The organism is Pseudomonas sp. Sample_20, assembly GCF_004307585.1.
Classification (GTDB): domain Bacteria; phylum Pseudomonadota; class Gammaproteobacteria; order Pseudomonadales; family Pseudomonadaceae; genus Aquipseudomonas; species Aquipseudomonas atacamensis.
In genome coordinates this window covers 1-22,598 of record NZ_RCOA01000136.1, presented here as the reverse complement: position 1 = coordinate 22,598, position 22,598 = coordinate 1, and the positions used below count along the sequence as shown (strand labels likewise).

The 22,598-nt window shown below is 61.5% G+C and carries 18 protein-coding genes; 7 read left to right on the top strand and 11 right to left on the bottom strand.

Annotation, left to right across the window (positions count from 1 at the left end; genetic code table 11):
* Positions 1 to 13: 13 nt before the first annotated feature.
* The 4 genes from D8U70_RS26945 to D8U70_RS26930 all read right to left on the bottom strand — a co-directional run bounded on the left by D8U70_RS26945 (position 14) and on the right by D8U70_RS26930 (position 3,725).
* Entirely contained in the window at positions 14 to 1,669 is a 1,656-nt protein-coding gene (locus D8U70_RS26945) for an AMP-binding protein (RefSeq protein WP_130930146.1), read from the bottom strand.
* A gap of 203 nt (positions 1,670 to 1,872) precedes the next feature.
* Positions 1,873 to 2,325, bottom strand: a complete 453-nt coding sequence (gene sixA, locus D8U70_RS26940; RefSeq protein ID WP_130930145.1) for a phosphohistidine phosphatase SixA — start codon at positions 2,323 to 2,325, stop codon at positions 1,873 to 1,875.
* A complete protein-coding gene (locus D8U70_RS26935) occupies positions 2,322 to 2,669 on the bottom strand; it encodes a DUF4389 domain-containing protein (RefSeq protein WP_016773653.1) in 348 nt (115 codons plus the stop codon). The genes sixA and D8U70_RS26935 overlap by 4 nt, the downstream gene beginning before the upstream one ends.
* Before the next feature lie 30 nt (positions 2,670 to 2,699).
* Positions 2,700 to 3,725, bottom strand: a complete 1,026-nt coding sequence (locus D8U70_RS26930; RefSeq protein ID WP_024013958.1) for an NAD(P)H-dependent glycerol-3-phosphate dehydrogenase — start codon at positions 3,723 to 3,725, stop codon at positions 2,700 to 2,702.
* A gap of 197 nt (positions 3,726 to 3,922) precedes the next feature.
* On the opposite strand from D8U70_RS26930, the gene D8U70_RS26925 reads away from it, so the two are divergent.
* The 6 genes from D8U70_RS26925 (at position 3,923) to D8U70_RS26900 (ending at position 11,482) form a co-directional block, all read left to right on the top strand.
* A complete protein-coding gene (locus D8U70_RS26925; RefSeq protein ID WP_130930144.1) occupies positions 3,923 to 6,046 on the top strand; it encodes a TonB-dependent receptor in 2,124 nt (707 codons plus the stop codon).
* Between the two features lies 1 nt (position 6,047).
* Entirely contained in the window at positions 6,048 to 6,980 is a 933-nt protein-coding gene (locus tag D8U70_RS26920; RefSeq protein ID WP_071173252.1) for an ABC transporter substrate-binding protein, read from the top strand.
* Positions 6,977 to 8,881, top strand: a complete 1,905-nt coding sequence (locus D8U70_RS26915) for an ATP-binding protein (RefSeq protein ID WP_095181591.1) — start codon at positions 6,977 to 6,979, stop codon at positions 8,879 to 8,881. The genes D8U70_RS26920 and D8U70_RS26915 overlap by 4 nt, the downstream gene beginning before the upstream one ends.
* Before the next feature lie 247 nt (positions 8,882 to 9,128).
* Positions 9,129 to 9,644, top strand: coding sequence for a 3-hydroxyacyl-[acyl-carrier-protein] dehydratase FabA (gene fabA / locus D8U70_RS26910; protein ID WP_024013962.1), 516 nt, complete (start codon positions 9,129 to 9,131; stop codon positions 9,642 to 9,644).
* An 11-nt stretch (positions 9,645 to 9,655) separates the two neighbouring features.
* Entirely contained in the window at positions 9,656 to 10,876 is a 1,221-nt protein-coding gene (gene fabB / locus D8U70_RS26905; protein ID WP_016773647.1) for a beta-ketoacyl-ACP synthase I, read from the top strand.
* 417 nt (positions 10,877 to 11,293) lie between these two features.
* Positions 11,294 to 11,482, top strand: coding sequence for a hypothetical protein (locus tag D8U70_RS26900; RefSeq protein ID WP_016773646.1), 189 nt, complete (start codon positions 11,294 to 11,296; stop codon positions 11,480 to 11,482).
* Positions 11,483 to 11,550: 68 nt separating this feature from the next.
* On the opposite strand, the gene D8U70_RS26895 is transcribed toward D8U70_RS26900, so the two are convergent.
* From D8U70_RS26895 to D8U70_RS26865, 7 genes are all read right to left on the bottom strand, one after another.
* Positions 11,551 to 12,093, bottom strand: a complete 543-nt coding sequence (locus tag D8U70_RS26895) for a DUF2058 domain-containing protein (protein WP_016773645.1) — start codon at positions 12,091 to 12,093, stop codon at positions 11,551 to 11,553.
* A gap of 26 nt (positions 12,094 to 12,119) precedes the next feature.
* A complete protein-coding gene (gene mazG / locus D8U70_RS26890; RefSeq protein WP_130930143.1) occupies positions 12,120 to 12,953 on the bottom strand; it encodes a nucleoside triphosphate pyrophosphohydrolase in 834 nt (277 codons plus the stop codon).
* Positions 12,954 to 13,086: 133 nt separating this feature from the next.
* The gene (gene relA, locus D8U70_RS26885; RefSeq protein WP_041479585.1) at positions 13,087 to 15,330 is read right to left on the bottom strand and encodes a GTP diphosphokinase; all 2,244 of its coding nucleotides are present in this window, start codon (positions 15,328 to 15,330) and stop codon (positions 13,087 to 13,089) included.
* Positions 15,331 to 15,431: 101 nt separating this feature from the next.
* Entirely contained in the window at positions 15,432 to 16,808 is a 1,377-nt protein-coding gene (gene rlmD / locus D8U70_RS26880) for a 23S rRNA (uracil(1939)-C(5))-methyltransferase RlmD (RefSeq protein ID WP_130930142.1), read from the bottom strand.
* Entirely contained in the window at positions 16,808 to 17,710 is a 903-nt protein-coding gene (cysM, locus tag D8U70_RS26875) for a cysteine synthase CysM (protein ID WP_177434007.1), read from the bottom strand. Before cysM ends, rlmD begins: the two co-directional genes overlap by 1 nt.
* A 209-nt stretch (positions 17,711 to 17,919) precedes the next feature.
* Entirely contained in the window at positions 17,920 to 19,344 is a 1,425-nt protein-coding gene (locus tag D8U70_RS26870; RefSeq protein WP_130930140.1) for a sensor histidine kinase, read from the bottom strand.
* Positions 19,331 to 20,053, bottom strand: a complete 723-nt coding sequence (locus D8U70_RS26865; RefSeq protein ID WP_076563844.1) for a response regulator transcription factor — start codon at positions 20,051 to 20,053, stop codon at positions 19,331 to 19,333. The genes D8U70_RS26870 and D8U70_RS26865 overlap by 14 nt, the downstream gene beginning before the upstream one ends.
* A gap of 206 nt (positions 20,054 to 20,259) precedes the next feature.
* Between D8U70_RS26865 and D8U70_RS26860 the strand changes: the two genes are divergently transcribed.
* Positions 20,260 to 22,598, top strand: a 2,339-nt coding sequence (locus D8U70_RS26860) for a response regulator (protein WP_130930148.1), incomplete at its 3' end; no start/stop codon positions are given.

Sequence of the window (22,598 nt, the reverse complement as noted above, 5' to 3'; positions counted from 1 at the left end):
TTGTAATCGATGCTCAATCCTGCCACAGCACCGCCTCGCTGCGCGCGCTCCATTCTTCGAAGCGTGCGCCGTAGCGGTCTTCGATGACGTTGCGTTTGATTTTCAGAGTCGGCGTGAGGAAGCCGTTGTCCACCGCCCAACTGTCCTTGACCACCACCAGTCGGTGCAGGCGTTCGTGCTTGTCGAGGGCGGCGTTGACCTCCTCCAGCAATTTTTCCAGGCTGGCGTGCAGACTGGCACGAGGCTCTTGCTGATTGGCCGTCGACAGCACGCACAACCCCAGCGGTGCACTCAGGCCATCGCCGACCACGCAGACCTGTTCGATGCGCGAATGCACGGCCAGGCGGTTTTCGATCGGTGCCGGCGCGACGTATTTGCCCTTGCTGGTCTTGAAGATTTCCTTGAGTCGCCCGGTCAGGCGCAGGCGCCCTTCGCTGTCCTGCTCGCCCTTGTCGCCGGTGCGCAGAAAGCCGTCGGCGGTCAGCGTCTCGGCAGTTTTCTGCGGTTCCTTGAAATAGCCGAGCATGTTGGCCTGGCTGCGCACCTGCACCTCGCCGGACTCATCGATGCGCACCTCGACTTCCGGGCACGGCTGGCCAATCCAGCCTTGCTTGTATCGCCCCGGCAGGCAGATATGCGAATAGCCGCAGCCCTCGGTCATGCCGTACACCTCCAGCACATCGAGGCCAAGTTTCTGATACCAGGCGAGCAAGGTCTGCGGTACCGGCGCGGCGCCCGACAACGCTACGCGCAAGGCATCCAGGCCGAGCCCGGCCAGCACTTTGTGCCCGACCCGCTTGCCGATGAAGGGCAGCCCGAGGAGAAAATCCAGACGCTGCGCCGGGATCTTGCTGTACACACCCATCTGGAATTTGGTCCAGATACGCGGCACGCCGAACATTGCCGTAGGCCGCGCGCGCTGCAGATCGGTGATGAAAGTCTCGAGGCTTTCGGCGAAGAACACGGTCTGCCCGGTATAGATCGAAGCCAACTCGACAAACATGCGCTCGGCAACGTGGCACAGCGGTAGATACGACAGCAGCCGATCGTTTTCGTTGAGCCCGAACAGCTGCGTGCCGCGACTGGTGGCGAAACCGAGATTGGCGAAACTGTGCATCACGCCTTTGGGCAGGCCGGTGGTGCCGGAGGTGTAGATGATCGTCGCCAACTGTTCGGCGGCGGGGCGTGGATCGTCCTGGATTGGCGAACAGCTCTGCAGGTCCGCCCAGCTGTAATCGAACTCGCCGGGCGGATGCAGCGGCAGGCTGATGGTCGGCAAACCCGTCGGCACGCCTTGCGCCATGCCTGCCCAATCATCGAGCTTACCGATGAACGCCAGCGCACTTTCCGAGTGAGTCAGCACTTGCGCAACGGATTCAGCGGTGAGATTGGGGTACAGCGGCACGGACACATGCCCGGCCATCCAGATCGCCAGATCGGCGATGATCCAGTGCGCGCAATTTTTCGAGATCAGCGCAATGTGGCTGCCGGGCGGCAGCTCCCGCGCGCGCAACCAGTGCGCCGCACAGCGGGCCTGATGGCCGACATCGGCCCACGTCAGCGTCTCGACCTGACCACCGCCGATGGGCTGCACCAGAAAGCGCTGGCGCGGGTGCCGGGCTTCCCGTTCGTAGAACACGTCCAGCGGCAAACGGAAGGCGGCAGACATGCGACTCGCTCCTGTTTTTTTGGTTTGGAGCAAGCGTAGTCAACCAAGCAAGTGCTTGGTTGGAATTTTCAAACAAATAATTTCATGGGTTGGCAGAAATCAATGTGGGAGCGAGCCTGCTCGCGAATGCAGTATGTCAGCCCCAAAAAGGGTGAATGACACGCCGCCTTCGCGAGCAGGCTCGCTCCCACAGGGATATGGCGTTAAGGGTGCTTGAGACTATTGAGCTTCATCGAGCCAATCAGCAGTTCACTGTGCTCAAGCTCCGCCAGCCCCGCCGTACTGACCCGCTCCGGCGGATGCCCGGCGCCATGCTGCAGATAGCTGAGCAGATTGCCCAACAACGGGTTATGGCTGACCAGCAGAACATTACTGACCGACACCAATTGCTCGGCGACCTTGTCCGGATCACTCTCCGGCGTCAGCCAGTCGACCGTACGGATCTCCGGCTCGAACCCCAGCGCCTCGCGGACAATCTGCGCGGTCTGCTGCGCGCGCAGATAAGGGCTGGCGTAGATCGCCGTCAGCGGCTGGCCCATCAGATGCGCCGCGCTGCGCAGGACTTCGTTACGACCATGCTCGGTCAACTCGCGCTCGGAATCGATTTTCGAGCCGTGAGGCACCGCCTCACCATGACGCAATACCCACAGTTTCATAGTTTGGGCTCCTCATCGCGCACCGGATGCGCGGCCGGGGCGACGGTGTGCGGCGCTTCCCCTTCCGGGGTGCGCGGTGCTGGCCAGTCGGCGAAAGGCCAGGGCTTCTGGTCACTGTGGAACGTGCCGAAGCGGCCGATCTGCGCGAGGAACTGGCTGAGGCTGTCGCCGAAATTCATCAGGCTGGCGCTCGGTGCGCCGTAGATCAGGCGGTAGATCAGTTGCACCAAGACCACCGCGCCGAGGATGAACTGCGCGACTTGCCAGACCAGCAGATAAACGATCATCCACAACACCCGCAGGAGGATGGATTCGTACTGGGTTTCGCTTTTCGGATCGTTCATGGCTTGCTTCCTGTCCGTGTAACAGCTGAATCAGTTGAAACCGCTGGTGGAAATAAAGTCGACGTCGGTTTTCGGCTCGGCACGCATCAGTAGACCGATCACCTGCTCCAGCGTGCGTCCTTCGAACAGGATCGCATGCAGCCCGGCGACCAGCGGCATGTACACGCCGACTTCCTGGGACTTGGCCTTGAGCACTTTGAGGGTGTTGACCCCTTCGGCGACCTCGCCGAGACGCGACACCGCTTCGTCAAGGCTCAAGCCCTGACCGAGGGCGAAGCCGACCTGGTAGTTGCGGCTTTTGGGCGATGAACAGGTGACGATCAGATCGCCAACCCCGGCCAGACCAAGGAAGGTCATCGGGTTGGCGCCCTGATTCACGGCGAAGCGGGTCATCTCGGCCAAGGCGCGAGTGATCAGCATGCTCTTGGTGTTCTCGCCCATTTCCAATGCCACCGCCATGCCGGCGATGATCGCGTAAACGTTTTTCAACGCGCCGCCCAGCTCGACACCGAAACGGTCGGCGCTGGCGTAGACGCGGAAGGTGCGCCCGTGCAGGGCGGCTTGCACCGCTTTGCACAGTTCTTCGTCTTCACTGGCGACCACCGTGGCGGTCAGTGCGTGCTCAGCGATTTCCCGCGCCAGGTTCGGCCCGGACAACACGCCGATGCGCGCCTGCGGGGCGATCTCTTCGAGAATCTGGCTCATCAGCTTGAAGGTCTGCGCTTCGATGCCTTTGGTCAGGCTGACCAGCATCTTGCCGCTCAAGCGCTCGGCATGGGCAGCGAGTACCGTGCGCAAGGCGCTGGATGGCAGCGCGACAAAGCACAGATCGCAGGCATCGAGAGTGGCTTGCAGGTCGGTGACAGCAGTCACGCCCGGGAGAATCTTGATGCCTTTGAGGTAACGCGGGTTTTCGCGATTGACCCGGATGGCCTCGGCCTGCTCGGGGTCACGCATCCACTGAAGGACTTGATGGCCGTTCTCGGCCAGCAGATTGGCCACGGCGGTACCAAAACTTCCGCCTCCCAGGACCGCAATCGGGCGCTGTTCAGTCATATGCAATCCGTTAATCCATACCAGTGGCGATGCCGGGCATTATACGGGGCGACCCGATGGCGGCCAGCCCCAGCAACAATTACCGACATTTGTAGGAAGAAGACCAATAAAACCTAGGAAAATGCCTGCAACGTCACTGGAAAAGTCGCCGCCCTCGGTTAACATGCGCGCCAATTCTTCTCTCTGCAGGCTGTGTCGTGTTTTCTGGCCCTCCTCCCCCGCGCTCGCCGCTGCTCCTGGCGCTGCTGTTCAGCCCGCTAGTGCTGGCGGACGATCTGTTCGTCGACAGCCAGACGCTGCCGCAGGTACTCACGGCCACGCGGCTGAAGCAGACGCCGGCGGAAGTGCCCGGAAGCATGACCGTTCTCGACAGCGAACTGATCAGCGCCAGCGGTGCCCGCGACATCAGCGAGCTGCTGCGACTGGTGCCGGGGATGATGGTTGGCAGCATCAACGGCAATCAGCCGGCGGTGAATTACCACGGCACCAACGCCAGCGAAGCACGGCGCATGCAAGTGTTGATCGATGGCCGCTCGGTGTACCGCGCCGGCCTGGCGACGGTGGACTGGAGCGATATCCCGGTAGCGATGGAAGACATCGACCGGATCGAGGTATTTCGCGGCCCGAACACGGTCAGCTACGGCGCCAACGCGCTGATGGCGGTGATCAACATCATCACCCGCCACCCGGCCGACAGCCATGGCACGCGTTTGAAGATCACGCGCGGCCAGCGTGGCATCAACGACTTTTATGCCAGTCAGGGCACCGGTTGGGATGGCGGTGATCTGCGCCTGTCGCTGTCCGGCCAGGAAGACGACGGTTTCGACAGCGACCGCAACGGCGCCGATTATCGCGACAGTCGACGCTTGAATCGTCTGAGCCTGGCGGTCAGCCACGACCTCAATGAAGGGCAAAGCCTCGACTGGCAGCTCAACGCCAAGGACGGTAGCAATCAGCGGCCTTATACCTACCGCCCGGTGTTCTCGGGGATTACCGACGCCGGGAACAATTCCGACGTGGTGGCCAAGGATTACGCCGGCTCGGTGCGCTGGAACCTCGATATTAATCCCGAACACAGCCTGTATGTGCAAGGTTCGGCGCAGCACTGGGATCGCCAGCAAGTCTGGCGCGCCTGCGATGCCGAGGTGTCGTTCAGCCCCGAGCTGGCGCAGCTGTGGCAGCTCAACCCGAATTACACCGAACGGCTGGCGCGCAACATCAACCAGTTCACCGGCCCCGGCGCGGCACCCGGCACGCCGCAGGAAATGGCGCTGGCCAATCAAGTGCTCGAGCAATGGCGCAACGGTGCCAGCCAGACCTTGTGCGGCGATATCGACCAGAGCGCCCGCGAATCGCGCTACGACCTCGAGCTGCAGGACACCCTCAGCCTGTCCGACAGCCTGCGCCTGGTCAGCGGCCTGAATTACCGCTACGACCGCGCGGATTCCGAGACCTATTTCAACGGCACCCTCGACGACACCACCTGGCGCGCCTTCGGCCAACTGGAATGGCGGGCTACCGAGCACTGGCTGGTACAGGGCGGGGCGATGTTCGAAGACACGCAACTGATCGGCAGCTCGCTGACCCCGCGCTTCGCGGTCAACTACCTGATCAACCCGCGTCACGGCCTGCGCGCGGTGTACTCGGAGGCAATCCGTTCGCCGGACATGTTCGAGAACAACGTCAATTGGAGCTATCAGGTCAGCAACCTGCGACCCTCGGCTTACGGCCAGTCGTCGGCGCGCTATTTCGTCAAGACCCGTGGCCCCGGTGATCTCGATCAGGAACACATGCGTTCTCGCGAGTTGGGCTACAACGGCTACTTCGCCGAACTGGGGCTGGCCGTGGACGTGAAGCTGTTCTACGACGAAATCACCGGGATGATCAGCGAGCCGCTGCGCAACAACCAGTACATCGCCAGCAACGCCAACAGCTCGCGCTTTCGTGGCAGCGAAACGCAACTCGACTGGCGCCTCAGCAGCGCCGACCGCTTGCGTTTGACCTACGCCTTCGTCGACGCCGAGGCGAGCAATCCGCTGGATCAGCAGTTGACCTCGCGCAACAGCGGTTCCGCCGGTTGGCTGCGCAACTGGGGGCATGGCTGGAACAGCGCCCTCTTCTATTACGGTGACAACGCGCTCAACGGCTATCGCTTCGAGCGCGTCGACACGCGCATCGCCAAACGCATCGCCATTGGCAAAGCTCAGCTGCAATTGGCCGGCGTGCTGCAACAGCGCCTCGACCATCAGCCGAACACTTTCGTCGACAATAATTACGATGAACGCCGGGTGATGTATTTCAGTGCCGAGCTGGAGTTCTAGGATGTGCACCGGCCCGTCACGGAAGACGCCTACCCTGGGTCACTGGCTGGCCGGGCTCTGCCTGTTCATGACTGCGTGGCTGCACGGCGTCGCGGTGCAAGCGGCGGATATTCTGTTGACCGGCGCCGAGGAAAGCCCCGGCGTGCAGGCCTTCGTACAAGCGCTGAGTGAACTGCGCCCGACCGACAATGTGCGGTTCCAGCCGCTGGCCAGCCTGCCGGCTCCGGGCAAACTGCCGGCCAGTCTGCGCTTGATCCTCCTAGACCTGCCCAGCCTCGACTGGCGTCTGCAAGACTCACAAGGCCCGTCGACGCTGGTGTTGCGCATCAGCCGCTTGCAGGCGCGCCAGCGTTTCGCCGATGCCCAACCGGCGCGCCTGAGCCTGCTCTGGAGCGACCCACCGCTGAGCCGGCAATTGCAACTGATCCGGCGGATCTTGCCGCAGGCGCGGCGGGTCGGCGTGCTGTTCGATGAGCACGGCGAATTCCTCATTGACGAATTGCGCGCGGCTGCGCGGCCGCTGAATCTGGAGATTGTCAGCCAGCGCTGGGACAACATCCACGACAGCCGTCCGCTGCAAGCGGTGCTGAAAAGCAGCGATGTCTTGCTCGGCCTCGACGATCCCGACCTGTACAACTCGCAGACGGCAAAAAACCTCTTGCTCAGCAGCTACTCACGACAGGTCGCGCTGATCGGCCCCAACATTGCATTCGTTCGCGCGGGCAGCCTCGCCAGCACCTACAGCGACCAGAGCGACTGGCTGGCGGTCCTCGACCATTTGCTCGATCAGCCCACCAGCGCTTGGCCGCGAACGCTTTACCCCGCTCGTTTCAAAGTCTCAAGTAATGCGCAGGTGGCTCGTTCCTTAGGCATCGAACCGTTGAATGAAGCATCTGTCGCCAGTGCCTTGGCCGAAGGAGAGCGCCGCCCATGAGTTTTCGTCGCCGTTGGGACATCAACACCCGCACGCAGCTGATCAGCCTCGGGCCGGCGCTGCTGCTGACGTTGCTGTTGATCAGCTTCTTTACCTTCGTGCGCATCCAGGATTTGCGCCAGGAGCTGAACCACACCGGCCAGTTGATCGCCAACCAACTCGCCCCGGCCACGGAATACGGGGTGATCTCCGGCAACAACGAAGTGCTGGAAAGCCTGCTCAAGGCGACACTGGCCACGCCCAACGTGCGCTTTCTCGAAGTGCAGGACAGCGCCAACCGGATTCTGGTGTATGTCGAACAACCGGCCGATAGCCACAGCCGCCCGCATCAGGTCGAAGTGTTCCAGGCGCCGGTGCGTTTGCAGCGGATCGCCTTGCACAATGATTTTTTCCAGGACGGCAAGGTCAGCAACAGCGCCGCCGGCGAGGATTATCTGGGGCGAGTGATCGTCGGTTTGTCCAACGATGCTTTCAGTCAGCGCCAGCAGGAGATCCTGTTCAAGGCCGGGATTCTCGCGCTGTTCGCCCTGCTCTTCACCTTCGTCGTCGCCCGTCGTCTGGCCGGCAGTCTGTCGCAGCCGATCCGTGACATTGGCGATGCGGTCAAGGCGATTCAGGAAGGCGATTACAAAACGCCGCTGCCGATTGTCGATGACACCGAACTGGGCGCGCTGTCGCAGCACATCAATAACCTCGCCCAGGCGCTGGAACAGGCCAGCCGCGAACAGCAGCAGGCGATGGCGCAACTGATCCAGACCCGCGAAGAGGCGGAAAAGGCCAACAACGCCAAATCGGATTTTCTGGCGATGATGAGCCATGAACTGCGCACGCCCATGAACGGCGTGCTGGGCATGTTGCAGTTGCTTGAAACCACCGAGATGACCGAGGAGCAGGTCGAATACGCCGCACTCGCTTCGGAGTCGACCGAGCACTTGCTCAAGGTCATCAATGACATTCTCGACTTCTCGCGGATCGAACGTTCGGAGCTGGAGCTTGAGCACATCCCGTTCAACCTCGCCGAGCTGATCGGCGCCTGCGCGCAGTCGTTCCAGCACAGCGCGGTGCAGCGAGGCCTGGCGCTGAATCTGCGCATTCCCGACGACATGCGCGGCTTGCAGGTGCAGGGCGATCCGACACGGATCCGGCAGATTCTGGTCAATCTGGTCGGCAATGCCTTGAAGTTCACCGAGCAGGGCCGGGTCAGCATCGAGGCGCAATGGCAATCGCTGGATCATGAACTGCTGTGGTTCACCTGCTCGGTGCGCGACAGCGGCATCGGCATTTCATCGGAAAGTCTGGAGCTGATGTTCAATGCCTTCCAGCAGGCCGACAGTTCGATCTCCCGTCGTTACGGTGGCACCGGTCTTGGTCTGCCGATCGCACGGACCCTGGCCGAACGCATGGGCGGTACGTTGCGCGCGCAGAGTGAGGAAGGACGCGGTTCGGTATTCACTCTGGAAATTCCATTGGCGCTATATAAGCAGGCAATGCCAGCGCTGGCCGCGCCGCGAGCGCCGAACGGTAGTGGTCAGGGTGAAGGACGCCATGTGTTGCTGGTCGAAGACAACCCGGTCAACCAGACCGTGATCGAAGCGATGCTGCGCAGTCTGGGTTTTGCCGTCAGTGTGGCAACCGATGGCGCGCAGGCGGTGCGCAGTGCCGAGGGCAGCGAGTTCGAAGTGATTCTGATGGATTGCCGGCTGCCGATCATCGACGGCTACGAGGCCACGCGACAGATCCGCGACCTGCCCGGACGGCGCGATGTGCCGATCATCGCGCTGACCGCCAACGCCTTGCAGGGCGATCGCGAAACCTGTCTGGCAGCGGGGATGAACGATTACCTGGCCAAGCCGTTCAAACGCAATGACCTGCAGCAGATTTTGCAGCGCTGGGTGTCGTAGTGTGGGCCTTTCGACCATCTGCGACTGGCGTGAAAAGCGAAAGTGCGGCAGTCTTAGGCACCCGAACGAGCCCCAAAAGGGGCTTGATTAAAAATTTCAGTGCACAAGTGTACATTCATGTCCTTGGTGCTGTGACTTTCACCACAACGCAATAGTCTATGAGTAGGCTGCCGGTTCGAGGCATGAACGCCTTGAACGGTCGGGAAGATCTGCCCCACCTGCCGCATGGGATTATTGAGGAGCTCGCATGACCAAACAAAACGCCTTTACTCGGGAAGACCTGCTGCGCTGCAGTCGCGGTGAGCTGTTCGGCCCAGGTAACGCGCAACTGCCCGCCCCGAACATGCTGATGGTGGATCGCATCACCCATATCAGCGAAGAAGGCGGCAAGTACGGCAAAGGTGAATTGGTCGCCGAGCTGGATATCAACCCTGACCTGTGGTTCTTCGCCTGCCATTTCGAAGGCGATCCGGTGATGCCGGGCTGCCTGGGTCTGGATGCCATGTGGCAACTGGTCGGCTTCTTCCTGGGCTGGCAAGGCCTGCCGGGCCGCGGCCGTGCGTTGGGTTCGGGCGAAGTGAAATTCTTCGGTCAGGTGCTGCCGACCGCCAAGAAAGTCACTTACAACATTCATATCAAACGCGTCCTCAAGGGCAAGCTGAACATGGCCATCGCCGATGGTTCGGTCAGTGTCGACGGACGCGAAATCTACACCGCCGAAGGCCTGCGCGTCGGCGTGTTCACCTCCACTGACAACTTCTAAGGGTTATTCGCATGCGCCGCGTCGTTATCACTGGTCTGGGCATCGTTTCGTGCCTGGGCAATGACAAAGAGACCGTCTCCGCTAACCTGCGTGCAAGCCGCCCTGGCATCCGGTTCAACCCGGAATATGCTGAAATGGGTCTGCGTAGCCAGGTTTCCGGCTCCATCGACCTCAACCTTGAAGAGCTGATCGATCGCAAGATCTATCGCTTCGTCGGTCATGCAGCGGCTTACGCCTACCTGGCCATGAAAGACGCCATCACTGACTCCGGCCTGACCGAAGAGCAAGTGTCCAACCCGCGTACCGGCCTGATCGCTGGTTCCGGTGGTGCTTCCACGCTGAACCAGATGGAAGCGCTGGACATCCTCCGTGAGAAAGGCGTGAAGCGCGTTGGCCCGTACCGTGTAACGCGGACCATGAGCAGCACCGTTTCCGCTTGCCTGGCCACGCCGTTCAAGATCAAGGGCCTGAACTACTCCATCGCTTCTGCCTGCGCCACCAGTGCTCACTGCATCGGTACTGCCATGGAACAGATCCAGATGGGCAAGCAGGACATCGTCTTCGCCGGTGGCGGTGAAGAAGAGCACTGGAGCCAGTCGTTCCTGTTCGACGCGATGGGCGCCCTGTCCAGCAAGCGCAACGACACCCCGGAACAAGCTTCCCGCGCCTACGACAAGGACCGCGACGGTTTCGTCATCGCTGGCGGCGGCGGCATGGTTGTCGTCGAAGAGCTGGAACACGCTCTGGCCCGTGGCGCGAAGATCTACGCCGAGATCGTTGGCTACGGCGCAACGTCCGATGGCTACGACATGGTTGCTCCGAGCGGCGAAGGCGCGATCCGCTGCATGCAGCAGGCGCTGTCCACCGTCGACACCCCGATCGACTACCTGAACACCCACGGCACTTCGACTCCGGTCGGCGACGTTGCGGAAATGAAAGGTGTGCGTGAAGTATTCGGCGACAAGGCTCCAGCGATCAGCTCGACCAAGAGCCTGTCCGGTCACTCCCTGGGCGCCGCCGGCGTACACGAAGCGATCTACTGCATGCTGATGATGGAAGGCAACTTCATTGCCGGCTCCGCCAACATCGACGAGCTCGACCCGGAAGTGGCCGATCTGCCGGTGCTGACCAAGACCCGCGAGAACGCCACCATCAACACCGTGATGAGCAACAGCTTCGGCTTCGGCGGCACCAACGCTACGCTGGTACTGAAGCGCTGGGAAGGCAAGTAATTCCCCGCTGCTGAGCCGCACATGAAAACGCCCCGACTGGTTCGGGGCGTTTTTTTTTCGTCTGCAGAAATCAGCCGGGAAACTTCCGGTCAGTGTTGTTGATCGTTCCCACGCTCTGCGTGGGAATGCAGCCCGTGACGCTCCGCGTCACTGGACGCGGAGCGTCCCCAGAGGCATTCCCACGCGGAGCGTGGGAACGATCAAAGACAGGGATCCAGAGTGTTCTGGAGATGAAACTTCTGTCATGAAACTTACTACCCTGCGACCGAATGTCGCGGTTTACGCGGCCTCCAGCTTTGTTGCGAAATCCGCAACAACACCTTGCGCCAATCGACAGTTTACTTAGCTGACTAACAAATCCTATAACAGAGTCCTGCACACGCCTTGGTGCAGTAACTTGAGATCTGGAGCTAGCAGATGACTGTAAAAGTAACTGAACGCGACGATTCACACATGTCCCACGAAGGCCTGGCCGCCGGCATCCGTATCTGGGATGTGCATCAACAAGACTTGCTGGTCGGCATGTTCCACAACGAGATCGATGCCCACAACTACAAGGCTGAACTGGAAGTGCAGGAACAGCAACGAGAACTGAAGTCCGCCTGAAACAACACAGCATTTGAAAACGACAAACCCCGCCATGAGCGGGGTTCGTCGTTGTTACAGCCTTGGATTTACCACATCAGATCGTCAGGGATCTGGTACGCCGCGTACGGATCGTCCTCGGCGTTGACCTCTTCGGTCTGCACGTTGAGCTGGACGATGCGCTGCGGGTCGCGCTCCTGGATCTTCAGCGCCGCTTCACGGGGAATCACTTCATAGCCGCCGTTGTGGTGCACGATCGCCAGCGAACCGCTGCTGAGCTTGTTGCGCATCAGCGTGTTGACCGAGATGCGCTTGACCTTCTTGTCGTCGACGAAGTTGTAGTAGTCCTCGGTGGTCAGCTTGGGCAGACGCGAGACTTCGATCAACTGCTTGACCTGCGCGGCGCGGGCCTTGGCCTCGGCCTTCTCCTGCTGCTGACGGTTCAGCTCCTGGTCGCGCTTGACCTTCTCGGCCATGGCTTCCTGGGCGGCGCGCTGCTGCGAATCGTCCAGCTCGGCCTGGCCTTTGTGGGCCAGGCGTTGTTGCTTCTGCTTGTCTTTGCTGACCTGCTTGGCCTGCTTTTGGTTGACCAGGCCTGCTTTGAGCAACTGGTCGCGAAGGGAAAGGCTCATCAATGCTTACTCACTTGGGCAACGGCTCAGCCGCAGCTGGGCTCATTCTTTTCCTGGCGTTTGGCTTCGCCCCACAGGGCGTCCAACTCTTCGAGGGTGCAATCTTCCATGGGACGGTGGGTGTCGCGCAATGCCTGTTCGATAAAACGGAAACGTCTTTCAAACTTGCCATTGGCGCCGCGCAGGGCTGTTTCCGGATCGACCTTCAGATGCCGGGCCAGATTGACCACGGAAAACAGCAGATCGCCGATCTCGTCGGCCACCGCCACCGGATCGTTTTCCGACATGGCTTCGAGCACTTCATCGAGCTCTTCGCGCACCTTGTCGAGCACCGGCAAAGCGTCCGGCCAGTCGAAACCGACCTGCCCGGCGCGCTTCTGCAACTTGGCTGAGCGCGACAGTCCCGGCAAGGTGGCCGGCACGTCGTCGAGCAAGGACAACTGCTCGGGCGCCGAGGCTTTCTCGGCGCGCTCTTCGGCCTTGATCTCTTCCCAGCGCTGCTTGACCTGCTCTTCGCTCAAGCGCGGCACGTCGAGCGGCGCATACAGGTCGCCCGTCGGGAACACATGCGGATGACGGCGGATCAGTTTGCGCGTGATGCTGTCGATCACCCCGGCAAATTCGAACCGCCCCTCTTCCTTGGCCAACTGGCTGTAATACACCACCTGAAACAACAGATCACCCAACTCGCCCTGCAAATGGTCGAGATCGCCACGTTCGATGGCATCGGCCACTTCATAGGCTTCTTCGAGGGTGTGCGGGACGATGGTCGCGTAGGTTTGCTTGATGTCCCACGGGCAACCGAACTGCGGATCGCGCAGGCGGGACATCAGGTGGAGCAGGTCTTCGAGGCTGTACATCATTTTTCTGTCTCACCACAAAACCATTGTGGGAGCGAGCCTGCTCGCGAAAGCGCTGTGTCTGCAACAAAGATGTCGACTGACACGCCCTCTTCGCGAGCAGGCTCGCTCCCACAGGGAACAATCAATTGCATCACGGGGTACGGTTACGCCGCGTTTCGATGATGTTCGGCAATTGCGAAATCCGCCCCAGCAGCCGCCCGAGCGCATCCAGACCGGGGATCTCGATGGTCAGCGACATCAGCGCAGTGTTGTCTTCCTTGTTCGAGCGGGTGTTGACCGCCAGCACGTTGATGCGCTCGTTGAGCAGCACCTGCGAGACGTCACGCAACAGCCCGGACCGGTCGTAGGCGCGGATGATGATGTCCACCGGATAGGTGAGCACCGGCACCGGCCCCCAGCTGACCTGGATGATCCGCTCCGGCTCGCGCCCGCCCAGTTGCAGCACCGAGGCGCAGTCCTGGCGGTGAATGCTCACGCCACGGCCCTGAGTGATGTAACCGACAATCGCATCGCCCGGCAGAGGCTGGCAGCAGCCGGCCATCTGCGTCATCAGGTTGCCGACGCCCTGGATCTGGATATCGCCGCGCTTGCCCGGCTTGTAACCGGTCGCCTTGCGCGGGATCAGTTCCAGTTGCTCGTTGCCGCGCTCCGGTTCAACCAGTTGCTGCGCGAGGTTGACCAGATGCGCCTGACGCAAGTCGCCGGCACCGAGGGCGGCGAACATGTCTTCGGCGGTTTTCATGTTGGCCTTTTCGGCCAGCTTGTCGAAATCCACCGCCGGCAGGCCGAGGCGATTGAGTTCGCGCTCGATCAGGGTTTTACCGGCCGCGACGTTCTGATCGCGAGCCTGCAGCTTGAACCAGTGAACGATTTTCGCCCGCGCGCGCGAGGTGGTGACGTAACCGAGGTTCGGGTTCAGCCAGTCGCGGCTCGGCGTGCCGTGCTTGCTGGTGATGATCTCGACCTGCTCGCCGGTCTGCAGGCTGTAGTTCAACGGCACGATGCGGCCGTTGATCTTCGCGCCCCGGCAGTTGTGGCCGATTTCGGTGTGTACCCGATAGGCGAAATCCAGCGGCGTCGCGCCTTTCGGCAAGTCGATGGCGTGACCGTCGGGAGTGAAGATGTAAACCCGATCAGGCTCGATATCGACGCGCAACTGTTCGGCCAGACCGCCGATATCACCCAGCTCTTCATGCCATTCGAGGACCTGACGCAGCCAGGAAATCTTCTCTTCGTAATGGTTCGAGCCGGATTTGACGTCGGTGCCCTTGTAGCGCCAGTGCGCGCAGACGCCGAGTTCGGCTTCTTCGTGCATGGAGTGGGTGCGGATCTGCACCTCGAGGACCTTGCCTTCCGGGCCGATCACCGCCGTATGCAGCGAGCGGTAGCCGTTCTCTTTAGGGTTGGCGATGTAGTCGTCGAATTCTTTCGGGATGTGCCGCCACAGAGTGTGGACGATGCCGAGCGCGGTGTAGCAGTCGCGCATTTCCGGCACCAGCACGCGCACCGCGCGAACGTCGTAGATCTGGCTGAATTCCAGCCCCTTGCGCTGCATTTTGCGCCAGATCGAGTAGATGTGTTTGGCCCGGCCGCTGATGTCGGCGTCGACGCCGGTGGCCTGCAGTTCGTCCTTGAGCTGGGTCATCACGTCGCTGATGAAACGCTCGCGATCCAGCCGCCGCTCGTGGAGCAACTTGGCGATCTGCTTGTATTGATCGGGTTCCAGATAACGGAAGGACAAGTCCTCCAGTTCCCATTTGATGTGACCGATGCCGAGGCGATGGGCCAGCGGCGCATAGATGTCGAAGACTTCGCGAGCGACGCGGTTGCGCTTTTCATCGTCGGCGGTTTTCACCGCACGGATGGCGCAGGTGCGTTCGGCCAGTTTGATCAGCGCAACGCGTACGTCATCGACCATGGCCACGAGCATTTTGCGCAGGTTCTCGACCTGCCCTTGCGTGCCCATGACCATCGATTGCCGTGGGCTGAGGCTGGCGCTGATGGCCGCCATGCGCTGCACGCCGTCGATCAGCTTGGCCACCACCGGACCGAAGCGCTGGCCGATGGCCGCCAGCTCTATCTGGCCTTCACGCACGCCGCGATACAAAACGGCGGCGACCAGCGAATCCTGATCGAGCTTGAGGTCGGCGAGGATCTCGGCGATCTCAAGGCCAGTGCTGAAACTGCCGGAGCCTTCGGCCCACAGGTTCTTCTTCGCATTGGACTGCTGTTCGGCCTCGCGAGCGAACTCGCAGGCTTCTTTCAAGGCCTCGCGATCCAGTGCCAGATCGACACTGACCGCGTGATCGAGCCAGGCCTCGAGATTGATACTGCCGTCAGTGTTGATCGGCTGGTGTGCTCTCACCTGTACCATGCTGCTTTACCTTCCCTACGACGCAGATTCAATGCGTCAAATCGCTGATCCTCAGTGTCCGTTCGCGCTCGCGGGGCTCAGGCGAGCGCTGCGCGGACAGATCAGACGGATTCAGACGAGCCGTCCTGGCTCGCTTCAAATAACGCCATGGCCTCGACATGTGCCGTCTGAGGAAACATATCGAGAATCCCGGCACGTTTTAACCGGTAGCCCTGCTTGATCAATTCCTGCGTGTCGCGCGCCAGCGTGGCCGGGTTGCACGACACATATACCAACCGTTTGGCACCCAGGGTCGCGAGCTTGCGCACCACCTCGAAAGCACCGTCACGCGGTGGGTCCAAGAGTACCGCAGAAAAGCCGTTTCCGATCCACTGGGCATCGGTCAAAGGCTGGGATAAATCGGCTTGAAAAAACTTTGTGTTATGCAAATTGTTACTGATGGCATTTGCAGCGGCACGCTCGACCATGGTCTGCACACCCTCCACCGCCACCACTTCACGGACGCTTTTGGCCAGCGGTAACGCAAAATTTCCCAACCCGCAAAACAGGTCGAGCACGCGTTCTTCAGCCGCTGGTTTCAGCCAGTCCAGCGCTTGGGCGATCATCGCTTCGTTGACCCTCGCGTTGACCTGAACAAAGTCTCCCGGCCGGTACGCCAGCTCAAGATCCCACTGCTCCAGGCGATAACCGAGGCTCTGACCGGCCTCGACCGGTTGCGGTTCGCCTTCGCCATGCAACCACAACTGCGCTTCATGAAACCGGCAGAAATCCTTGAGGATGCTCAGATCCGCTTCGGACAACGGCGCCATGTGCCGCAGCAATACCGCCAGTGATGAGCCGCTGAACAACTCGACATGGCCCAACGCTTGCGGTTTGCTCAAACGACGGAGCATCTCCGGCAAGCGGGTCATGATCGGTTGCAAGGGCTGTACCAGCACCGGGCATTCGCTGATCGCGACGATGTCCTGACTGCCGGCGGCGCGGAAACCTACTTCGAGTTTCTTTGCCTTCATGTCCCAGCGCACGGCGATCCGCGCGCGCCGACGGTAGCCGAATTCCGGGCCGGTCAGCGGCGCCGCCCATTCTTCAGGTTCGACACCGGCCACCCGCGACAATTGCTCGGCGAGCATGCGCTGTTTCAGGGCGAGTTGTTCGTCGTGGGGCAAGTGCTGAACGCTGCAACCGCCACAACGGCCGAAGTGCGCGCACGCTGCCGGACGACGCAATTCGCTGGCAGTGAATACCCGTTCGGTACGCGCCTCGACCACTTTGCCGTGGGCGCCGAGCACCCGTGCTTCGACCTCTTCACCGGCAAGGGCGCCGAGGACGAACCAGGTTTTGCCTTCGAAAAACGCGATACCGCGACCGTCATTGGCCAGGCGCTCGATACTCAAGCGCTGCTTTTTGCCGGTCGGGATCTGTGGCGCCTTGCTGCCGCCGGTGGGCTGGAAGCGCAGGCCTCTCTCGTGTTTGGCCATCAGTTCGGCGCGTCGAAAATGCCGGTCGACAGGTAACGGTCGCCACGGTCGCAGATGATCGCGACGATCACCGCGTTTTCAACTTCTCTGGACAAGCGCAGCATCGCTGCCACTGCACCGCCCGAGGACACGCCGCAGAAGATGCCTTCTTCGCGGGCCAGGCGCCGGGTAACGTCTTCGGCTTCGCTTTGCGCCATGTCGACGATGCGATCGACGCGGTGAGCCTGATAAATCTTCGGCAGGTATTCCTGCGGCCAGCGGCGGATGCCGGGAATGGCCGAGCCTTCCATCGGTTGCAGACCGACGATCTGCACGCTGTCGCTCTGCTCTTTGAGGTAGCGCGACACGCCCATGATGGTGCCGGTGGTGCCCATCGAACTGACGAAATGGGTGATGCTGCCCTGGGTCTGACGCCAGATTTCCGGGCCGGTGGTGGTGTAGTGCGCTTCCGGGTTGTCGCCATTGGCGAACTGGTCGAGCACCTTGCCACGGCCTTCGGCTTCCATACGCTGGGCCAGATCGCGGGCGCCTTCCATGCCCTCTTCCTGAGTCACCAGGATCAGCTCGGCACCGTAAGCGGTCATCGCCGCTTTACGCTCGGCGCTGGAGTTGTCCGGCATGATCAGGATCATCTTGTAACCCTTGATCGCAGCGGCCATCGCCAGCGCGATGCCGGTGTTGCCGGAGGTCGCCTCGATCAGCGTATCGCCGGGATTGATCTGCCCGCGCAACTCGGCGCGAGTGATCATCGACAACGCCGGGCGGTCCTTGACCGAACCCGCCGGGTTGTTCCCTTCGAGCTTGAGCAAAAGGGTGTTGCTGGTGGCGCCGGGCAGGCGCTGCAAACGCACCAGCGGCGTGTTGCCGACGCAATCGGCGATGGTTGGGTACTGCAAGGTCATGGCGTATTCGCAATCCAGACGTGCGGGGGCGCCTATCATACCGGCAAACCCGCGTAGGCCATATCACGCAAAGTGCGGTGCTTATGGTTTATGGGAATAAGGGACAACAGTCCAAACCAGTGGTGAGACATTTAAGTTCGCCAGACTTCATCTGCAGCGATGCGGATGGCCTCATCGCTGGCAAGCCAGCTCCCACAGAGACCGAGTCTTCACACGATTTGTGTTTGGCAGAAACTCCCTGTGGGAGCTGGCTTGCCAGCGATAGCGCCAGTCGGTGCGACGCCATCATCCGCCAGCAAGCGCAAATTCAACCGCAGCCCCGCCCCGGTATTTTCCGCCCAGAGCAACCCGCCCTGGCGCTGCACCGCATTACGCGCAATGCTCAAACCCAGGCCAAAGCCACCATCCCCGGGTCTCGATCCGTCCAATCGAATGAACGGCGAAAAGATTCGCTGCAGATCTTCGTCAGCCACGCCGCCGCCCTGATCCTCCAGCCACAAATGCCAATACTCGCCATCACGCCGTGCATCGAGACGCACAATCCCGCCCTCGGGCGAGTGACGAATGGCATTGCGCAGGATGTTTTCCAGCGCTTGCGCGAGGGTATTGAGATTGCCGCGCACCCAACACGAAGCTTCGACCGAGCATTGCAATTGCAGGCTCGGCCAGCCGCTTTCATAACAGGCGTTGTCGGTGATCATTTCCCACAGTGCCTGAATCTGGATCGCTTCATTTGGTAACGGCGAGCGGTCGGTGTCGAGCCAGGCCAGTTGCAGGGTGTCTTCGACCAGCCGCTGCATGCCGTCGACTTCGCGGCCGATGCGCTCGCGCAATTGCGCCAGGCCCTGTTCGCTTTCGCTGGCCACGCGCAGACGGCTCAGCGGCGTGCGCAGTTCGTGGGACAAGTCGCGCAATAACTGCTGCTGCAAGGCGACGGTGGTTTGCAGGCGCTCGGACATGGAATCGAAGGCCCGCGCCAGCTCACCGAGTTCGTCCGGGCGCTGGGTGATGCCGCTCGACAGGCGCACATTCAACTGGTCGGCGCGCCAGGCGTTGGCCTGTTCGCGCAGGTTGTTCAGCGGCACCACCAGCAGGCGATACAGGCCGACACAGAGCAACAGGGTGAACAGCCCGGGAATCACGCCGTTAGTGATCACCCGCCAGAACACCCGGTACTTGCCCGGAACAAAGCGCTCGGGCAACTCGATGACCAGAATGCCGGCGGCCGGATCCTCCGGGAACGGCACCCGCAGCCAAGGTCGGCCCTTCTTGTGGATCGGCCAGTCGAGGCCGCGCAAAAAGGTCAGGTGCTGCACCTCTACCGCGTTCAACGGCTGGCTGCTCAGCGACTGCAAATCAGCGCCGATCACGCCGACCCAACTGGCCTCGCGCAATTCCATGCTTTGCAACCAGTCATCGACGCCACTGCGCCCGCCGCGCTGCCACGCCTGTTCGGCTTGCGCGGCGTAACGGCTGAGGGTGCTGCGGGCGTCACTGGAGAGGAACTGATTGCGCTCCTCCATGTAGCGGCCCCACGACCAGCTCAGCCAGATCATCAGCAGACAGAACGCCACCAGCAGGCACGCCAGTTTCCAGAACAGCGAATGCCGCCCCGGCAGTTCAGACAGTTTCATCGGCGCCGCTCAAGACATAGCCCTTGCCCCACACCGTGCGCACTTCGCGCTCGGTATAACCGATGGCTTTGAGTTTGCGGCGGATCTGGCTGATGTGCATGTCGAGGCTGCGGTCGTGCGCCGCAAAGCCGCGTTGCAGGACGTGCTGATAAAGGAAGGCCTTGCTCAGCACTTCCTCGTTGTTGCGGTGCAGGGTTTCCAGCAGACGGAATTCGCTGCGGGTCAGCCCGGCCGCTTGCTCGCGGAAAAACACGTCGCACTGTTCGTCATCGAAACGCAGGGCGCCGCTGACCACCGCAGCGGTAACCGCAGGCGGGCGCCGATCCAGCGCCACGCGGCGCAGGATCGCTTCGATGCGCACATGCAACTCGGCCATGCTGAACGGCTTGGGCAGATAGTCATCGGCACCGAGGCGGAAACCGCTGATGCGGTCGGCCTCGGCACCCAGCGCCGACATCAGCAACACTGGCGTCGAATGGCTCTGCCGCAATTGCGTCAACAACTGCAGACCATCGAGCCCCGGCAGCAGAATATCCATCAGCACTACATCGAAAGGCTGACGCTGGGCGATGTTCAGACCTTCCTGGCCGTTCTGGCACCAGGTCACCTGAAAACCGCTGCGGCCCAGATGCTCATGCACATACGCGCCGAGGACCGGGTCGTCTTCAATGGAAAGGATGCGTGGCTGGCCAACGGAAACGGGAGTCATAAGTATCTGCAACTAATTCTCAGTTGGCGGATTATTCAAGATTGTCCGACAGCGGGCAACACAAGCGTGGCCTGTCGGACGAACGAGTGCGTGGGCGGCGCTGCATTTTCCGCAAGATTGCCCGCCTGCAAATCGCTACACTGCGCCCATGTCGCGTGCCGGATGCACGCATGTGTCAACAGATCAGCGGGATGCGGGAGATAGGCGTGCTCAAGAAACTGGGAATCAAAGGTCGCGTGCTGTTGCTGACCTTGTTGCCGACCAGCCTGATGGCGCTGGTGCTGGGTGGCTATTTCACCTGGACGCAGCAGACCGACCTGCACAGCCAATTGATGCAGCGCGGCGAAATGATCGCCGAGCAACTGGCGCCGCTGGTGGCGCCGGCGATGGGCCACGGCGACGCCGATCTGCTTGAACGCATCGCCACCCAGTCCCTTGAACAACCCGACGTGCGCGCGGTGACCTTCCTCGCGGCGGACCGCTCGCCACTGGCCCACGCCGGCCCGACCATGCTCAATCAGGCGCCAAGCGGCGACAGCGCGCTGCTGCAACGACGCAGCGGCAATGACGCAACGCGCTACCTGATGCCGGTGTTCGGCAAGCACCGCAACCTCGCCGGTGAAATCATTCCCGAAGAATCCGAACGCCTGCTCGGCTGGGTCGAGCTGGAGCTGTCGCACAACGGCATGTTGCTGCGCGGCTATCGCAGCCTGTTCGCCAGCCTGCTGCTGATCGCCGCCGGACTTGCCGGCGCCGCCCTCCTCGCATTGCGCATGGGCCGCACCATCAATCGTCCGCTGAGCCAGATCAAACAAGCAGTTGCGCAGCTCAAGGACGGTCATCTGGAAACCCGCTTGCCGCCCCTCGGCAGCCAGGAGCTGGACGAACTGGCCTCGGGCATCAACCGCATGGCCGGCACCCTGCAGAATGCTCGCGAAGAATTGCAGCACAGCGTCGATCAGGCCACCGAAGACGTGCGGCAGAATCTGGAAACCATCGAGATCCAGAACATCGAACTGGACCTGGCGCGCAAAGAAGCGCTGGAAGCCAGTCGGATCAAATCCGAATTCCTCGCCAACATGAGCCACGAGATCCGCACGCCGCTGAACGGCATTCTCGGCTTCACTCACCTGTTGCAGAAAAGCGAACTGACCCCGCGCCAGCTCGACTATCTGGGCACCATCGAAAAGTCTGCCGACAGCCTGTTGGGAATCATCAACGAGATTCTCGACTTCTCGAAGATCGAGGCCGGCAAACTGGTGCTCGATCACATTCCGTTCAACCTGCGCGACCTGCTGCAAGACACCCTGACCATTCTCGCCCCGGCCGCGCACGCCAAGCAGCTTGAGCTGGTCAGTCTGGTCTATCGCGACACGCCGCTGTCGCTGGTCGGCGATCCGCTGCGCCTGAAGCAGATCCTCACCAATCTGGTCAGCAACGCGATCAAGTTCACCCGCGAAGGCACCATCGTCGCCCGGGCGATGCTCGAAGACGAACACGAAGACAGCGTGCAACTGCGCATCAGCATTCAGGACACCGGCATCGGCCTGTCGAATCAGGATGTCCGCGCGCTGTTCCAGGCTTTCAGTCAGGCCGACAATTCGCTGTCGCGCCAACCCGGCGGTACCGGGCTGGGGCTGGTAATTTCCAAGCGTCTGATCGAACAGATGGGCGGCGAGATCGGCGTCGACAGCACCCCGGGCGAGGGCTCGGAATTCTGGATCAGCCTGAGCCTGCCCAAGACTCGCGACGACGCCGAAGACCTGCCGGCCGCGCCATTGCTCGGACGCCGCGTGGCGGTGCTGGAAAATCACGAACTGGCGCGTCAGGCCTTGCAACATCAGCTGGAAGACTGCGGACTGCAAGTTACGCCGTTCAATACCCTGGAAAGCCTGAGCAATGGCGTTACCGGCGCGCATCAGACCGATCAGGCGATCGATCTGGCGGTGATCGGCATCACCAGCAACGACATGCTCCCGGAACGCTTGAACCAGCACATCTGGGACCTTGAACATCTGGGCTGCAAAGTGCTGGTGCTGTGCCCGACCACCGAACAGACGCTGTTTCATCTGTCGGTGCCCAACCCGCACAGCCAGCTCCAAGCCAAACCGGCGTGTACCCGCAAGCTGCGCCGAGCGTTGTCCGATCTGGTCAATCCGCGCCAGACCCGCAGCGAACCGGGCGAGCCGCTGTCCAGCCGTGCGCCGCGCGTGCTGTGTGTCGACGACAACCCGGCCAATCTGTTGCTGGTGCAGACCCTGCTCGAAGACATGGGCGCTCGAGTGCTCGCCGTCGAAAGCGGTTACGCGGCCGTCAAAGCCGTGCAGAGCGAATCTTTCGACCTGGTGCTGATGGACGTGCAGATGCCGGGCATGGACGGTCGCCAGACCACTGAAACCATTCGCCAGTGGGAAAGCGAGCGGCATTGCACGCCGCTGCCGATCGTCGCCCTCACTGCCCACGCCATGGCCAACGAAAAACGCGCGCTGCTGCAAAGCGGCATGGACGACTACCTGACCAAACCGATCAGCGAGCGGCAACTGGC

What these genes read in the sequence shown, in the direction of transcription:
- D8U70_RS26945 (WP_130930146.1), bottom strand. Translation starts at nt 1,669, where the DNA reads ATGTCTGCCGCCTTCCGTTTGCCGCTGGACGTGTTCTACGAACGGGAA.
- sixA (WP_130930145.1), bottom strand. Translation starts at nt 2,325, where the DNA reads ATGAAACTGTGGGTATTGCGTCATGGTGAGGCGGTGCCTCACGGCTCG.
- D8U70_RS26935 (WP_016773653.1), bottom strand. Translation starts at nt 2,669, where the DNA reads ATGAACGATCCGAAAAGCGAAACCCAGTACGAATCCATCCTCCTGCGG.
- D8U70_RS26930 (WP_024013958.1), bottom strand. Translation starts at nt 3,725, where the DNA reads ATGACTGAACAGCGCCCGATTGCGGTCCTGGGAGGCGGAAGTTTTGGT.
- D8U70_RS26920 (WP_071173252.1), top strand. Translation starts at nt 6,048, where the DNA reads ATGTGCACCGGCCCGTCACGGAAGACGCCTACCCTGGGTCACTGGCTG.
- D8U70_RS26915 (WP_095181591.1), top strand. Translation starts at nt 6,977, where the DNA reads ATGAGTTTTCGTCGCCGTTGGGACATCAACACCCGCACGCAGCTGATC.
- fabA (WP_024013962.1), top strand. Translation starts at nt 9,129, where the DNA reads ATGACCAAACAAAACGCCTTTACTCGGGAAGACCTGCTGCGCTGCAGT.
- fabB (WP_016773647.1), top strand. Translation starts at nt 9,656, where the DNA reads ATGCGCCGCGTCGTTATCACTGGTCTGGGCATCGTTTCGTGCCTGGGC.
- D8U70_RS26900 (WP_016773646.1), top strand. Translation starts at nt 11,294, where the DNA reads ATGACTGTAAAAGTAACTGAACGCGACGATTCACACATGTCCCACGAA.
- D8U70_RS26895 (WP_016773645.1), bottom strand. Translation starts at nt 12,093, where the DNA reads ATGAGCCTTTCCCTTCGCGACCAGTTGCTCAAAGCAGGCCTGGTCAAC.
- mazG (WP_130930143.1), bottom strand. Translation starts at nt 12,953, where the DNA reads ATGTACAGCCTCGAAGACCTGCTCCACCTGATGTCCCGCCTGCGCGAT.
- relA (WP_041479585.1), bottom strand. Translation starts at nt 15,330, where the DNA reads ATGGTACAGGTGAGAGCACACCAGCCGATCAACACTGACGGCAGTATC.
- rlmD (WP_130930142.1), bottom strand. Translation starts at nt 16,808, where the DNA reads ATGGCCAAACACGAGAGAGGCCTGCGCTTCCAGCCCACCGGCGGCAGC.
- cysM (WP_177434007.1), bottom strand. Translation starts at nt 17,710, where the DNA reads ATGACCTTGCAGTACCCAACCATCGCCGATTGCGTCGGCAACACGCCG.
- D8U70_RS26870 (WP_130930140.1), bottom strand. Translation starts at nt 19,344, where the DNA reads ATGAAACTGTCTGAACTGCCGGGGCGGCATTCGCTGTTCTGGAAACTG.
- D8U70_RS26865 (WP_076563844.1), bottom strand. Translation starts at nt 20,053, where the DNA reads ATGACTCCCGTTTCCGTTGGCCAGCCACGCATCCTTTCCATTGAAGAC.